Below are 13,702 nucleotides of genomic sequence, written 5' to 3' on the forward strand. Positions count from 1 at the left end.
CGCCGTCACCGGCTGAAAACGGGGCGGCGGGCCAGTCGGGCAGCATTTCGGAGGGGGCATGATGTCATTGGACTGGCAGTTTTTCTTTCAGGATACGGGCGCCGGGGAAACCTATCTCGACTGGATGCTCTCGGCATGGGGGTGGACGGTTGCGGTGGCGATGTGCTCGCTGGTTGTCTCACTGGTTGTCGGCATCGTCGTCGGCACCTTGCGCACCTTGCCGAACAGCAGGTTCTGGGCGCCGCTGGCAACCATATGGATCGAGGTTTTCCGTAATATCCCCCTGCTGGTTCAGGTCTTTCTCTGGTACATGGTGCTGCCGGAGATCATTCCCTTCCTCAAGGGCGTGCATACATTCTATCTGATGGTGGCGGCGCTGGGCCTGTTCACCTCGGCGCGCTTTGCCGAACAGGTGCGCGCCGGCATCGAGACCCTGCCGCGCGGCCAGAGATATGCCGCCATGGCGATGGGCTTCACCACGGCGCAGAGCTATCGCTATGTGATCCTGCCCATGGCGTTGCGCATCATCCTGCCGCCGCTGACCTCTGAATCGATGAACCTGGTGAAGAACTCGTCGGTGGCCTTCGCCGTGTCGCTTGGCGACCTGACCATGTTCGCGATGCAGGCGCAGGAGGAAACCTCGCGCGGGATCGAAATCTATCTGGCGGTGACCGTGCTGTATGCCCTGACAGCCTTTGTCATCAACCGGGTGCTCGTCTTCATCGAGAAACGCTCCAAGGTCCCCGGCTTCATTGCCGCCACTGGCGCGGGAGGCCACTGACCATGAATCTCGATCTGAGCTTCTACAACTGGGACATGTTCTCCTCATATGTCATCCGCGGGCTGTGGTTCAGCCTGCAGCTGACGGTGATCGCCACCATTGGCGGCGTGGTGTTCGGCACCATTCTCGCGCTGATGCGCCTTTCCGGGAACAAGTGGCTTGCCGTGCCGGCCACCAGCTATGTGAATGTGATGCGTTCCATTCCGCTGGTGATGGTGATCCTGTGGTTCTTCCTGCTGATCCCGATGATCATCGGCCAGTCGATCGGCGCGGAATATTCGGCCTATATCACCTTCATTGCGTTCGAGGCGGCCTATTTCTCCGAGATCATGCGGGCGGGCATCCAGTCCATTCCGCGCGGGCAGGTCTTTGCCGGGCAGGCGCTGGGCATGACCTATTCGCAGAACATGCGGATCGTCATCCTGCCGCAGGCGCTTCGCAACATGCTGCCCGTGCTGCTGACGCAGAGCATCATCCTGTTTCAGGATACATCCCTGGTCTATGCCATCGGCGCCTATGACCTGTTCAAGGGGCTGGATCTGGCGGGCAAGAATTACGGACGTCCGGTCGAAGCCTATCTCATGGCTGCGGTCATCTACTTCTTCATCTGCTTTGTACTGTCATTCATCGTGAAGCGGCTTCAGAAGAAGATCGCCATCGTCCGTTGATGGGAAGAACAACATGATCGAACTGAAGAATGTTTCCAAATGGTACGGCGACTTCCAGGTCCTGACCAATTGTTCGACAAAGATCGAGAAGGGTGAGGTTGTGGTGATCTGCGGGCCATCCGGCTCTGGAAAGTCCACTCTCATCAAGACCATCAACGCGCTGGAGCCTTTTCAGGAAGGCCAGATCTATGTGGATGGAACGCCTGTCCATGACCCGTCCACCAATCTGCCCAAGCTGCGCAGCCGGGTGGGTATGGTGTTCCAGCATTTCGAGCTGTTTCCCCATCTGTCCGTGACCCAGAACCTGACGATTGCACAGGTGAAGGTGCTGGGGCGCTCGATGGAGGAGGCGAAGAAGCGAGGCCTGGCCATGCTGGATCGTGTGGGCCTGCTGGCGCACAAGGACAAGTTCCCCGGCCAGCTCTCCGGCGGCCAGCAGCAGCGTGTCGCCATCGCCCGCGCGCTCTCGATGGACCCGATCGTCATGCTGTTTGACGAGCCGACATCGGCGCTTGACCCTGAAATGGTGGGTGAAGTGCTGGATGTGATGGTGAACCTGGCCAAGGAGGGCATGACCATGATGGTGGTGACCCATGAAATGGGCTTCGCCAAGAAGGTCAGCGACCGGGTCATCTTCATGGATGTAGGCGGCAAGATCCTTGAGGACTGCTCCAGAGAGGAGTTCTTCGGCAACAGCGAGGCGCGCCAGCCCCGCACCAAGGACTTCCTGCAGAAGATCCTCCAGCACTGAGCCTTTTCCTGCGCCATGCCACGGTTCGCGGCGTGGCGCAGATGCCCTTCGGGAGCGCGGCGCGGGACTGTTACCGCGCTGACATATGACCTGCCTATGGTGTGCCGCATCTTCAGGGAAGGAATTCCCTGAATGGTTCTTTTGCGAGATATGCACAAGGCAGCCATCATGCGTCACTTCTGGCTGGCAGGCGTCGCGCTTGCTGTAACGACCGCCCTTATTCCTGTCCCGGCCTTCGCCCAGGCCCAGCCCGGCGCTGCGGCCCGGGCGCTGGAATATGATGGCGGCGCGGGCACGCGGATCTATCCCATCAATCGCGCAACCCTGCTTTCCGGCGGCACGTTCGATCTGAAGGTCGAGTTCCCGGCCATCATCAGCCAGGGCGATATCCGGCTGACAGTGGGCGGCAAGCCCTATGGCGACCTCTTCACGCAAAAGCCCGTTTACATCCGCAATGAAAATGACAAGGACGGCTCGTCACTGGTCCTCAAGGGGGTCTCCATCGAGGCGCCCGGCACCTATGAGGTGGTGGCCGAAGGCAAGGGCGCGGATGGCAAGACCTATCGCCAGAGTGTGACCTGGCAGGTGCTGGGCACGCCAAAGCAGGCCAGCGCGAAGAACATCATCTTCCTCATTGGTGATGGCATGACCGTCTCCATGCGCACCGGCGCGCGGATCATGTCCAAGGGCAATACCGAGGGCAAGGCCAATGGCAAGCTGAACATGGACACCATGCCTGTCATGGCGTTCATCGGCACCTCCTCCACCGATTCCATCGCCGCGGACAGCGCCAACACCATGTCGGCCTATATGACCGGGCAGAAGTCCGCGGTGAATGCGCTGGGCGTCTATGCCTCCCGCGCGAAAAGCTCGCTCGACCAGCCGCGGCAGGAAACCATTGCCGAAGTGATCCGCCGCATGGCGCCGGGCAAGGCCATCGGCATCGTTTCCAACGCCGAGCTGCAGGATGCCACCCCGGCTGCCGTGGTTGCCCACACCCGTCGGCGCGCCGACAAGGCGGAAATCACTGGCATGATGTTCGAGGTGCAGCCCGATGTCATTCTGGGGGGTGGCTCGGCCTATTTCCTGCCGCAGGGCACGCCCGGCTCCAAGCGCAAGGATGATGTGGACTATGTCGCGAAGTTCCGCGACGAGGGCTATGCCATCGCAACCGACAAGATGGAGCTGGCCAAGGCCGCGGCTGAAACCAATTCCGGCAAGATTCTCGGCCTGTTCACCACCGGCAACATGGAAGGCACGCTCAACATGAAGCTGGGTGTGGGGGATGCGAAGAAATTCCCCAACCAGCCCAGCCTGCCGGAGATGATGACCGCCGCCCTCAATGTGCTGGAAAAGAATGACGAGGGCTTCTTCCTCATGGTGGAAGGCGCGCTCATCGACAAATATGAGCACCCGCTCGACTGGGACCGCGCGATGATCGAGACCATCACCTTCGACAAGGCGGTGGGCATTGCGCAGGAGTTCGCCCGCAAGCATCCCGATACGCTGATCATCGTCACCGCCGACCATACGCACGGCGTGTCCATCATCGGGACCATCGATGATGACAAGCCCGGCACCGAGGTGCTGGAGCTGAGCGAGAACGCGCAGGTGACCGGAGCGGGGACCATCGAGAAGTCCTCCCCCATGCGCGAGAAGGTGGGCACCTATCAGGCCGGCGGCTTCCCCAATTATGTCGACAGCAATGGTGACGGCTATCCCGATACGGTGAATGTGAGCCGCCGCCTTGCGGTCTTCTCCAACAATTACCCGGATTATTACGAGACCTTCCGCCCGAAGATGGACGGCACCTTCGTGCCGGCCGTGAAGAACGAGAAGGGCGAGTATGTGGCCAATGAGGCCTACAAGGATGTGCCCGGCGCGGTGCTGCGCATCGGCAATATCCCGCGCTCGGAAGATACCGGCGTGCATGCGGTGGATGATGTGGTGCTGCAGGCGCAGGGCCCCGGTTCCGACAGGCTGCGCGGCTATATGGAAAATTCCGATGTGTTCTTCGTCCTCGCCGATGCCTTCTCGCTCGGCAAGGCCAAGATCGACTGACCAGCGGATGGAGGCGGGGCGCATGGCTGCCCCGCCTCATTCTTCAGGAAACCGGAGACAGACATGATGCTCAATGCCCGGCCCCTCAGCCGCCGGCGCATTCTTGCCGCGGCGGGCCTTGCCTCGGTCAGCCTCATCGCTTTGCCATTTCCCGCAGTGCGGCCCGCCCGCGCCGCGCTGCCGGAGCTGGAGTTTGATGAGCTGTATGGCAAGATCAGCCCTCTCGGCCTTACCTTTTCCGAAAAGCTGGAAAGGCTGAAGGGGCAGAAGGTGCGCATGGACGGTTTCATGGCCCCGCCGCTGAAGGCGGAAGCGCAGTTCTTCGTGCTCTCCTCCACGCCCTTGTCCATCTGCCCGTTCTGCTCTTCCGATGCAGACTGGCCGGAAGATATCGTCGTGGTTTACCTGACCCACCGGCAGACCTTCGTGCAGTATAATGCGCGCATCACCGTGGAAGGGATGCTGGAGGTCGGCTCCTGGACAGATCCTGAAACCGGCTTCGTCAGTCTTGTGCGTCTGGCCAATGCCCGTTTCTGGCAGGCGTGAAGCCATGGCGGAGCTCACACTTGAAAACCTGCGGGTTACCTATCCCGGCCTCGGTGCGCAGGTGCTGGATATTGCGCATCTGTCCATCGCTTCTGGCGAGAGGGTTGCGATCACCGGGCCATCCGGTTCCGGCAAGACCACATTGCTCAACATGCTGACCGGGCTGGAACAGCCTGATGAAGGTCTCGTGCGCTGGGACGGGGAGATCATATCGGCCCTGCCGGAAGCGGGCCGGGATCGCTGGCGGGCACGGCATATCGGCCTCGTGATGCAGGATTTTCACCTGTTCTCCGGCCTCAGTGCCCTTGAGAATGTGCTGCTGCCGGCGCGTTTCCATACGCTGCGCCTGCCTGCCGAAACGCGCGGGCGTGCCCGTGCCTTGCTGGAGCGGGTGGGCCTGCACAAGCATGACCAGTCTGTCGAGACCATGTCGCGCGGGGAAATGCAGCGTGTCGCCGTGGCCCGCGCCCTGCTGGCCCGGCCGGATATCCTGATTGCCGATGAGCCGACCGCCAGTCTGGATGAGGCCAGCGGAGCGGTGGTGGCGGACCTGTTGCTGGAACTGGCGCGGGAAGCGGGGGCCACGCTGATCGCGGTGACCCATGACCTGCGCCTTGCCGCGCGCATGGACCGCCAGTTACGCCTGACCGGCGGCACTCTCGAGGACATCACCCCTGCCGCGCCAGCCTCTCCCCCCGTTCACTCACAGATGCCGGAAATGCCATGATCCCCATGCGCTTCATCGTGGCGGACCTGCGTCGCCTGTGGGCCGGCGCTCTGGTCATTGTCCTGCTCATCGCCTTTGCAACGGCGCTTGGCGTGGCGGTCACCATGCAGGAGCGCGCCTTGCGGGTGGGCAGTGCGCGGGCGGCGGACAGGTTCGATCTCATCATCGGCGCGGCGGGCAGCGAGACGCAGCTCGTCCTGAGCGCGGTGTTCCTCCAGCCGGCCCCGCTCACCCTGCTGCCCGGGCATGTGCTCAAAACCCTTTCGCAGGACCCGCGGGTGGAATGGGCCGCGCCCGTGGGTTTCGGGGATTCCTACCGGGACATGCCGATCATCGGCACCACCCAGGAATTTCTCACCGACAAGGGGCGCAAGCCATTGGCCGAGGGGCGGGGGTTGGAAGGGCCGCGCGATGCTGTGATCGGCGCGCTGGTCGATCTGCCGCTGGGAGATACGGTGCAGCCCGTGCATGGCAAGCCGGGTGAGGGCGGGCATGTGCATGAGGAGGCCGCCTATGTGATTACTGGCCGCCTCGCCCGCACCGGCACGCCGTGGGACCGGGCGATCTTCGTGCCGATCGAGACCGTATGGTCCATCCATGGCCTGCCCGGGGGACATCAAGAGGCCGGGCATGCGCATGCCGGGGAGGGTCATGGAGAGCATGAGCACATGGCGCATGATGGTGCCGAGCCGCATTCCCCCGCCCAGGCCCATCCCGTGCAAGATCATTCGGTCCATGATCATGCCGGCCATGACCACGACCATGACCACAACCATGATCATGACCACGACCATGATCATGAGGCGTCCCGTGCACTGGCCCCGCCGCATCTGGGGCCGCCATGGGCGGATGATATGGCCGGGGTGCCGGCCATCATCGTCAAGCCGAAGTCCATCGCCAATGCCTATCAGCTCCGCCAGCACTATCGCACCCAGACCACTCTCGGCGTCTTTCCGGCCGAAGTGCTCACCCGCCTCTATGCGACGCTTGGAGACGCGCGGCTGGTGCTGACCATGATCGCGACAGGGACGCAGATTCTCGTGGGTGCCGCGGTGGTGCTGGTCTGCGTCGTGCATCTGTCCCAGCGCCGCCGGCAGATCGGTGTGCTGCGCGCGCTCGGGGCACCGCGATGGACCATTTTCGGTGTGGTATGGATCGAGCTGCTGCTGCTGATCGGGCTGGGGGTGATGCTGGGCGTGGGACTCGGTTATCTGGGCGCGCGCATGGCGGCTTCCATCTTCACCGGGCAGAGCGGTGTGGAGTTGCCGGTGACGCTGGAGGGCAGCGATATCGGCTTTGCGGGCATATTGCTGGCGGTGGCCGCGCTCATCGCCCTCATCCCGGCCTGGTTGGCCTACAGGCAGCCTCCAGCGGCCGCCCTGCGGGCCTGAGCATCATCCACAATATCAGCTTGGCGAGGCATATTCTCCGGCTGATTTTGTAGTATGACAAAAGGATCTTGCCCCGCATCATCTGCGGTAAGCCGGACCGGGGCCGAGGATGCCTCTTCGCTCAATCACGAGGACAAGGGGCTGAGCCCGAATGAAACATGCCTGGCAGCGCCTTGTTCACGGGTCTGGCCTGTTTATCCTCGTGACTGTTCTGGTCACCGGCATGCTGGTGGTGCAGGGGATCTCGATCTATCGCTCCTATCAGGCAACATGGACCATAGCGGCCCGCGCGGCCGACAATGCGCTCCAGACCCTGGGTGCCCAGATCCTGCGCAATCTCAATGTGTTTGACCTGACCCTCACGGGCCTGCAGAAGACCATTACCCTTGCGGGGCTGGAGACGCTGCCGGACAGTGTGCGCCATATGCTGCTGTTCGACCGGGCGGACGGGGCGCGCTATATGGGCTCGCTGCTGGCGCTGGACAAATATGGCAATATCCGGTTCGATTCCCGTTCAGGCACGCCCCGCACCGAGAATTTCTCTGATCGCGACTATTTCCTCGTCCACAAGACCCCGAACAACGATCTCTATATCAGCCGTCCTTTCAAGTCCCGCCTGCGCGGGGAAGAGGAGATGGTGGTGATGAGCCGGCGCATGAGTGCGCCCGATGGCGATCTTCTGGGTGTTGCCGCCGCGGGCCTGAGCACGGCCTATTTCAATGCGCTCTTCTCGGAAGTGGATCTGGGGCCGGAGAGCTCGATGCGCATTTTCAATATGGATGGCGTCGTTCTGGCCACCCAGCTGCAGGGCCGGATGTCCGGGCCAGACCCTGATTTTGCCAGCTCCCCGCTGTTTCACCGCATGATGGAGGAGCCGCGCCAGCCCTTCATCATGACCTCGCCCGCTGATGGGGTGGAGCGCTATTATGTGACCAGCCGTATCGGCCAGTTTCCCCTGATCCTGTCCGTCGGCATTTCGACAGAGGAGATTCTGGGCGAGTGGAGGGTCCAGAGCCTCATCAACCTGCTGCTGGTGCTGGTGGATGGCGCCTTGATCATCGTGTTGTTCGTGGCCTTGCGCCGGGCTTTGGGCAAAAGCCAGAAGATGCAGGCCTATATGAAGAGTATCGCCATTACGGACGGGCTGACCGGCCTGCCCAACCGGCGCGCGATGGATGCGGCCCTCTCCCAGGAAATGAGCCGGGCGGTGCGGGACCGCCATCCCTTGTCCGTTCTGATGATCGATATCGATCACTTCAAGGCGGTGAATGATCGTCATGGCCATTCCGTTGGCGATGAGGTGCTGTTTCGGGTGGGGCAGACGATCAGCCGGTTATGCCGGGGCAAGATGGACCTGCCGACCCGTTATGGCGGCGAGGAGTTCATCGTGCTTCTGCCGGGTGCGGGGCTGGAGGCGGCCCGCCGGATCGCCGAGAGAATCCGGGCCGAAGTGGAGCAGATGACGCCCAGCCTGATGGTGGAGATGGCGCCTGTCACGGTCAGTATCGGTGTGGCCTCCACCACGCCACCGGCAAGCCTTTCTCCTGCCGCCTTGCTGAAGGATGCGGATGCGGCCATGTATGCCGCCAAGACAGCGGGGCGGAACCGGGTGATGGAGGCGGGGTAAAGGTCAGGACAGGCCGCGGGTCAGGATTGCCAGCCAGTCCGCCTCGGTCACCACGCCGGTGGGGCGGCGTTCCGAATCCACGATGAACACGGTGTGCACCCGGCGCGAGGCATAGCGGTCCAGCAGATCGAAGGCCGGGTCATCCGGCAAGGCGATGCTCGCGGGGGACATCAGCTCCTCCACCCGCGTGGCGGCCCGGACAAGCTCGCGCAGGCCGATGGCGCCGATGATGCGGCCTTCGTCATCCAGAACCGGCAGGCGGCGCACATCCTTGTCCACCAGAAGGGTGCGGGCCGTTTCAGGCGGGTCCGATGCGCGCACTGAAAAGACACCATGCGTCATGAGATCGGCACAGATGAGCTGGTTGTAGGAGCGGGCCAGCGCCTTCTGTTCCACCCGGCGCAGCAGGCCGGTCAGGTCATCGGCATCGATATCGAACGCTTCACCCACCTCTTCGAGGGCGGCCGCCATATCCTTCCGGCTGAAGGTCCAGGGCCTGTCCCTGTCGATGCCCGTGGCGGGCGCGGCAACCGGCCGGTTGGGATAGTTCTGCCCGCACAGGCGATGAAACAGCCAGGCGCAGGCCACCAGCACGACAGCATTGAGGCCCACGGGCACGAGGGGGAATACATAGCTGGAGGAGGCCCCTGCAAACAGCCCCACAAGCGCCGCCGCCCCACCCGGAGGATGCAGGCACCGCAACAGGGACATGGCCCCGATGGCGCAGGTGACGGCAAGGCCCGCCGACAGCGCGGAGAGGGGCATGTGATGGGCAAAGGCCACGCCGATCATGGCGGAGATGACATTGCCGCCAATGGTGGGCCAGGGTTGCGCCATGGGGCTTGCCGGCACCACGAACAGCAGAACCGCCGAAGCGCCCATGGGCGGCACGATCCACATGAGATGCAGCGGGTCCAGCGCACTCAGCCCGCCAACGGCCGCGGAGAGCACAATACCGATACACGCGCCAAGGCAGGCCAGTGACTGGTTGCGCAGGGTTGCGCCCGCCAAAGTGGGGCGGAAAAGGCGAAGCCGTGTGAGAAATGACACCAGCCTGCTCCATCGGGCGGTTCAGAAAGCCGGGCGGACACGCGTTCAGGGCAGAGCTTGCCGACTCGGGATCTTGCAGAATATCTGCCTGATTCCTGCCAAATCCGGCAGGTCTGCGCAATATTTATGAATGGTCGGCAAAATCAGGACAGGAAAAAGGGCGGCGGAGCAGGTTCTGCATCGGGTTTCACAGGAAAACGCACCTTCGGGAAAAGACTTTCCCTAAAGTCAACTTGGCTGGGCCCGCCTCATGACCCGGCAGGGCGAGGGCAGATCTGCGGGCGCTGCATTGCCGCTCCATGGTTGCAGGGTCTGGAGCCAGTCTCAGCCTTTCTCAGGGAGGCGAGGTGACGCGGCATCTGTATCCGCCAGCTGGCGCAGCGCCTTTTCATGGCGCTTGAGAAGGCGCTCCCGCTTGAGGCGCGAAAGCCTTTGCAGCCAGAACAGGCCATCGAGCTGGTCAATCTCATGCTGGTGGCACACGGCAAGAAAACCATCGGCTTCCTCGGTCTGCGCCACGCCTTCAAGGTCCTGATACGCGACCTTGACCCGCGCATGGCGCTCCACCTCTTCCGAAACGCCGGGCAGGGAAATGCTGCCTTCCACATGGCGGATCTTGTCCTCAGACTGCCAGATGATGTGCGGATTGACATAAACGCGCACTTTTTCCTCATCCGGCAGCGCCAGAACCACGATCCGCCGCAGCACGCCGATATGGGGGCCTGTTATACCTATGGCGGGTATGGCGCGCAGGGTTTCGAGAAGATCGCCCGCCAGATCCTGGAGGCCCGCATCAAAGTCTGTGACCCTTTGCGCCGGGGTGCGCAGGCGGGAATCTGGATATTTGACAACGGGTTGGACAGCCACACTCTTGCTCCATCACCTGCGCGGATGAACCCGCATCTGTCTTGTAGAATATCGTGACGCCCGTTGTGACAGGCCGGCTTGAGGGGATGCGCCACGTTCAGGGGCTTTTTCTTCAGCAATTCCTGCTCGCACTGTGCCGCAGTACTGTCGTAAAAGATGCGTGACGTCTATTCAGGATATGGGGCAAACATGAGTCAATCCCGGCCGCAGGAGCCAGCTCCCGTTCAACATGAAGATCCGCATCTTGCGCGGAGCCTGTCAAATCGTCATCTGCAGTTGATCGCAATTGGCGGCGCCATTGGCACGGGCCTGTTCATGGGCTCCGGCAAAACCATTTCACTAGCGGGCCCCTCGATTCTGCTCGTCTACGCCATTATTGGTTTCATGCTGTTCTTCGTCATGCGCGCGCTGGGCGAGGTTCTGCTGTCCAATCTTGAATATCGTTCCTTCGCAGATTTCGCGGGCGATTATCTGGGCCCCTGGGCACAGTTCTTCACCGGCTGGACTTACTGGCTGTGCTGGATCGTGACCGGTATCGCCGATGTGGTCGCGGTTGCCGGATATGTCTCCTTCTGGTTCCCGGAACTGGCGCTTTGGATTCCGGCCCTTGGCCTCATCGTGGTGCTGCTGGCGCTGAACCTGCCGAGCGTGCGCAATTTCGGCGAGATCGAGTTCTGGTTCGCCCTCATCAAGATCATCGCCATTGTGGCGCTCATCATTGCCGGCGTGTTCATGCTGTCCACCGGCTTCACCCTGCCCAATGGCACCCAGGCGTCCGTCTCCCATCTGTGGGCCTATGGCGGCTTCTTCCCCAATGGCTTCTATGGCTTTGTCGCCGGCTTCCAGATCGCGGTGTTCGCTTTCGTGGGCATCGAGCTGGTCGGCACCGCGGCTGCTGAAACCAAGGACCCGAAGGTGAACCTGCCGCGCGCGGTGAACTCCATCCCGATCCGTATCGTGGTGTTCTATGTGGGCGCCCTGTTCGTCATCATCACGGTCATTCCGTGGAACCAGGTGGACCCGGGCAGCAGCCCCTTCGTGGCCATGTTCGCCCTCAGCGGCCTTGGCATCGCGGCCCATGTGGTGAATTTCGTGGTGCTCACCTCCGCCGCCTCCAGCGCCAACTCCGGTATCTATTCCACCTCGCGCATGGTGTTCGGCCTCGCCACATCCCATTTCGCGCCACAGGCCTTCCAGAAGCTGAGCCGCCGCAAGGTGCCGGTGAACGCGCTGATGTTCTCCTGCATCTTCCTGCTGGCGGGCGTGGTGCTGCTCTATGCCGGGCAGAGCATCATCGGGGCCTTCACGATGGTGACCACCGTTTCAGCCCTGCTGTTCATCTTCGTGTGGTCGATCATTCTGGCTTCCTACATCCAGTATCGCCGCAAGCGCCCGGATCTGCATGAGCAGTCCAACTTCAAGATGCCGGGCGGCCGCGCCGCCGCCGTCATGGTGTTCGCCTTCTTCGCCTTTGTCCTGTGGGCGTTGACGCAGCAGCCCGATACGGCAATGGCGATGATGGTCACGCCCGTGTGGTTCGTGCTTCTGGCGGTGGCCTATTTCTTCATCCGCCGCAAGGAAGCGCAGGCAGGCTCTGGCCGCTGATGCAAACCATCCCCCGGCCGGTCGCGGCCGGGGGAGCAACGCGCCCCGCGGGATGGCCACATAGGGGTTCCACTCTGCGCCGGGCTTTGCTAGGCAATAGTCATGGACACATTTGCCCTTGCGGTGAAATATATCCCGCTCGTCGCGATTGGCCTTTTGCCAATCATGAACCCTTTGAGCACAGTGCCGCTCTTTCTGGCGCTCACAAAGAGAATGTCGGCGCACCACAAGCGCCAGCAGGCTTTGCGCGCCTGCCTTTATGCCTATGCCATTCTTGCCGCCTTTCTCTTCATGGGAAACGGCATCATCTCGCTGTTCGGCATTTCTCTTGCCGGTATCCGCATCGCCGGTGGCCTCATCATTCTGGTGCTGGCTTTCCGCATGCTTTTCTCCGGTGAGGGTGAGGAGGCATCGGTTGAATCCGATCCGGCCGAGATCAAGCAGGCTGAGATCGATTTTTCCTTCTCGCCCCTCGCCATGCCCAGCCTTGCCGGGCCGGGCTCCATTGCGGTGGTGATGAGCTATGGCTCGCAGATCCCGCAAGCACACCAGATGGTGGGCTATGTGGTGGTTCTGGCCGGCATCTTCATCACCATCGCCATCGCCTTCCTTGCCCTCATCTCCGCCAACTGGCTGGCGAAATTTCTGGGTGAGCACGGCATTCAGGCCGTGACCAAGATCATGGGCTTCCTGCTCACCTGCGTGGCGGTGCAGTTCATCGCCTCCGGTGTGCGCGAGTTCATCATTACCTTCTCGTGAGAAGCCGGCCCTGCCGGATGAAGCGCAAGACTGAAGTTTCGCCAGCCCATGTGGCTGGCGAAATGCTTTCAGGAGCTGTTCCGGTGCGTTGGGCCAGCCGAAGCGCCGGCTCCGGTTGCCGGCTGGAGCGGGGATGTGGCAAAGGTGGGATCATCCCTGTCTTTGTGCTAGGCACCCGGCATGACCACCCTCCAGCTCCCCCAGGCGCCCCGCCGCTCCCTTGTTGAATCCACGATCGAGCTGCTCCGCGCACAGGTGGAGAGTGGGGCGTGGAAGGTCGGTACGCGCATTCCGAAGGAACAGGAGCTGGCCGACATGCTTCATGTTGGTCGCAATACAGTGCGTGAGGCGATCCGCGTTCTTTCCCATGCGCATGTGCTTGAGGTGCGTCAGGGCGATGGCACCTATGTGCGCTCCAGCATCGATCCTGCGGAGATCATGCGCCGGGTCAGCCGTTCCAGCCTGCGGGACCATTTTGAGCTGCGCGCCATGCTGGAGACGGAAGCCGCCCGGCTCGCGGCCGCCAATCGCGGCAAGGCTGATGTGGCGCTGCTGCGCCGCCTGCTGGAAGAGCGGGGCGAACAGGCGGATTCCGCCACCCCCGAAGCCTTTGTGGATGCGGATCTCGCCTTTCACAATGCCATCGCGAAAATCTCCGGAAACACCGCTCTTACCGAGCTGTATCGCTATTTCTCCGGCAGCGTGCGTCACAACTCCCTTGCAGCGCTGGGGGAAAAGGACCTGCCGGAGCCGGGGCTTGCGGCCCATGCGGCGATTGTGGATGCGATTGACCGCAAGGATGGGGACGGCGCGGCCAGTGCCGCAAGGGCGGTGATCATGCCCCTGATCACGGCCCTGGCGGGCTGATC

Annotated in this window: 13 protein-coding genes; 11 read left to right on the plus strand and 2 right to left on the minus strand. The window is 62.3% G+C overall.

The genetic code is table 11. The annotated features are described in order from the left end of the window. Window positions 1–58: 58 nt before the first annotated feature. The 8 genes from ACT6QG_RS07400 to ACT6QG_RS07435 all read left to right on the plus strand — a co-directional run bounded on the left by ACT6QG_RS07400 (window position 59) and on the right by ACT6QG_RS07435 (window position 8,552). Window positions 59–781 (plus strand): amino acid ABC transporter permease, encoded by a 723-nt coding sequence (locus ACT6QG_RS07400; RefSeq protein WP_444976937.1) that lies wholly within the window; start codon window positions 59–61, stop codon window positions 779–781. A gap of 2 nt (window positions 782–783) precedes the next feature. Then, a complete protein-coding gene (locus tag ACT6QG_RS07405) occupies window positions 784–1,449 on the plus strand; it encodes an amino acid ABC transporter permease (RefSeq protein WP_444976938.1) in 666 nt (221 codons plus the stop codon). 13 nt (window positions 1,450–1,462) lie between these two features. After that, window positions 1,463–2,200 carry an amino acid ABC transporter ATP-binding protein gene (locus tag ACT6QG_RS07410; protein WP_444976939.1) on the plus strand — a complete coding sequence of 246 codons (738 nt, stop codon included), beginning with the start codon at window positions 1,463–1,465 and terminating at the stop codon, window positions 2,198–2,200. Between the two features lie 132 nt (window positions 2,201–2,332). Further along, complete coding sequence (locus ACT6QG_RS07415) at window positions 2,333–4,261, plus strand: alkaline phosphatase (RefSeq protein WP_444976940.1); 1,929 nt, start codon at window positions 2,333–2,335, stop codon at window positions 4,259–4,261. 66 nt (window positions 4,262–4,327) lie between these two features. Next, the gene (locus tag ACT6QG_RS07420; protein WP_444977420.1) at window positions 4,328–4,807 is read left to right on the plus strand and encodes a hypothetical protein; all 480 of its coding nucleotides are present in this window, start codon (window positions 4,328–4,330) and stop codon (window positions 4,805–4,807) included. A 4-nt stretch (window positions 4,808–4,811) separates the two neighbouring features. Next, a complete protein-coding gene (locus tag ACT6QG_RS07425) occupies window positions 4,812–5,534 on the plus strand; it encodes an ABC transporter ATP-binding protein (protein ID WP_444976941.1) in 723 nt (240 codons plus the stop codon). Continuing rightward, window positions 5,531–6,925, plus strand: coding sequence for an FtsX-like permease family protein (locus ACT6QG_RS07430; RefSeq protein WP_444976942.1), 1,395 nt, complete (start codon window positions 5,531–5,533; stop codon window positions 6,923–6,925). The genes ACT6QG_RS07425 and ACT6QG_RS07430 overlap by 4 nt, the downstream gene beginning before the upstream one ends. A gap of 151 nt (window positions 6,926–7,076) precedes the next feature. Continuing rightward, complete coding sequence (locus ACT6QG_RS07435; RefSeq protein WP_444976943.1) at window positions 7,077–8,552, plus strand: sensor domain-containing diguanylate cyclase; 1,476 nt, start codon at window positions 7,077–7,079, stop codon at window positions 8,550–8,552. Window positions 8,553–8,555: 3 nt separating this feature from the next. Here the strand turns inward: ACT6QG_RS07435 and ACT6QG_RS07440 are convergent, their stop codons facing one another. Beyond that, window positions 8,556–9,602, minus strand: coding sequence for an HPP family protein (locus ACT6QG_RS07440; RefSeq protein ID WP_444976944.1), 1,047 nt, complete (start codon window positions 9,600–9,602; stop codon window positions 8,556–8,558). A gap of 324 nt (window positions 9,603–9,926) precedes the next feature. Next, on the minus strand, window positions 9,927–10,469 hold the full coding sequence (locus ACT6QG_RS07445) for a peptide deformylase (protein WP_444976945.1): 543 nt from the start codon (window positions 10,467–10,469) through the stop codon (window positions 9,927–9,929). Between the two features lie 189 nt (window positions 10,470–10,658). Between ACT6QG_RS07445 and cycA the strand changes: the two genes are divergently transcribed. From cycA to ACT6QG_RS07460, 3 genes are all read left to right on the plus strand, one after another. Then, complete coding sequence (gene cycA / locus ACT6QG_RS07450; RefSeq protein WP_444976946.1) at window positions 10,659–12,074, plus strand: D-serine/D-alanine/glycine transporter; 1,416 nt, start codon at window positions 10,659–10,661, stop codon at window positions 12,072–12,074. A 102-nt stretch (window positions 12,075–12,176) separates the two neighbouring features. Then, on the plus strand, window positions 12,177–12,833 hold the full coding sequence (locus ACT6QG_RS07455) for a MarC family NAAT transporter (RefSeq protein WP_444976947.1): 657 nt from the start codon (window positions 12,177–12,179) through the stop codon (window positions 12,831–12,833). A 180-nt stretch (window positions 12,834–13,013) separates the two neighbouring features. Further along, on the plus strand, window positions 13,014–13,700 hold the full coding sequence (locus ACT6QG_RS07460; RefSeq protein ID WP_444976948.1) for a FadR/GntR family transcriptional regulator: 687 nt from the start codon (window positions 13,014–13,016) through the stop codon (window positions 13,698–13,700). Window positions 13,701–13,702 lie beyond the last annotated feature (2 nt).

Source organism: Haloleucobacter ellipsoideus (genome assembly GCF_052491725.1).

Bases quoted from the DNA above. Each gene is read 5' to 3' on its own strand.
- ACT6QG_RS07435 (WP_444976943.1), top strand. From the start codon at position 7,077: ATGAAACATGCCTGGCAGCGCCTTGTTCACGGGTCTGGCCTGTTTATC.
- ACT6QG_RS07415 (WP_444976940.1), top strand. From the start codon at position 2,333: ATGGTTCTTTTGCGAGATATGCACAAGGCAGCCATCATGCGTCACTTC.
- ACT6QG_RS07460 (WP_444976948.1), top strand. From the start codon at position 13,014: ATGACCACCCTCCAGCTCCCCCAGGCGCCCCGCCGCTCCCTTGTTGAA.
- ACT6QG_RS07420 (WP_444977420.1), top strand. From the start codon at position 4,328: ATGCTCAATGCCCGGCCCCTCAGCCGCCGGCGCATTCTTGCCGCGGCG.
- ACT6QG_RS07400 (WP_444976937.1), top strand. From the start codon at position 59: ATGATGTCATTGGACTGGCAGTTTTTCTTTCAGGATACGGGCGCCGGG.
- ACT6QG_RS07455 (WP_444976947.1), top strand. From the start codon at position 12,177: ATGGACACATTTGCCCTTGCGGTGAAATATATCCCGCTCGTCGCGATT.
- ACT6QG_RS07425 (WP_444976941.1), top strand. From the start codon at position 4,812: ATGGCGGAGCTCACACTTGAAAACCTGCGGGTTACCTATCCCGGCCTC.
- ACT6QG_RS07405 (WP_444976938.1), top strand. From the start codon at position 784: ATGAATCTCGATCTGAGCTTCTACAACTGGGACATGTTCTCCTCATAT.
- cycA (WP_444976946.1), top strand. From the start codon at position 10,659: ATGAGTCAATCCCGGCCGCAGGAGCCAGCTCCCGTTCAACATGAAGAT.
- ACT6QG_RS07410 (WP_444976939.1), top strand. From the start codon at position 1,463: ATGATCGAACTGAAGAATGTTTCCAAATGGTACGGCGACTTCCAGGTC.
- ACT6QG_RS07430 (WP_444976942.1), top strand. From the start codon at position 5,531: ATGATCCCCATGCGCTTCATCGTGGCGGACCTGCGTCGCCTGTGGGCC.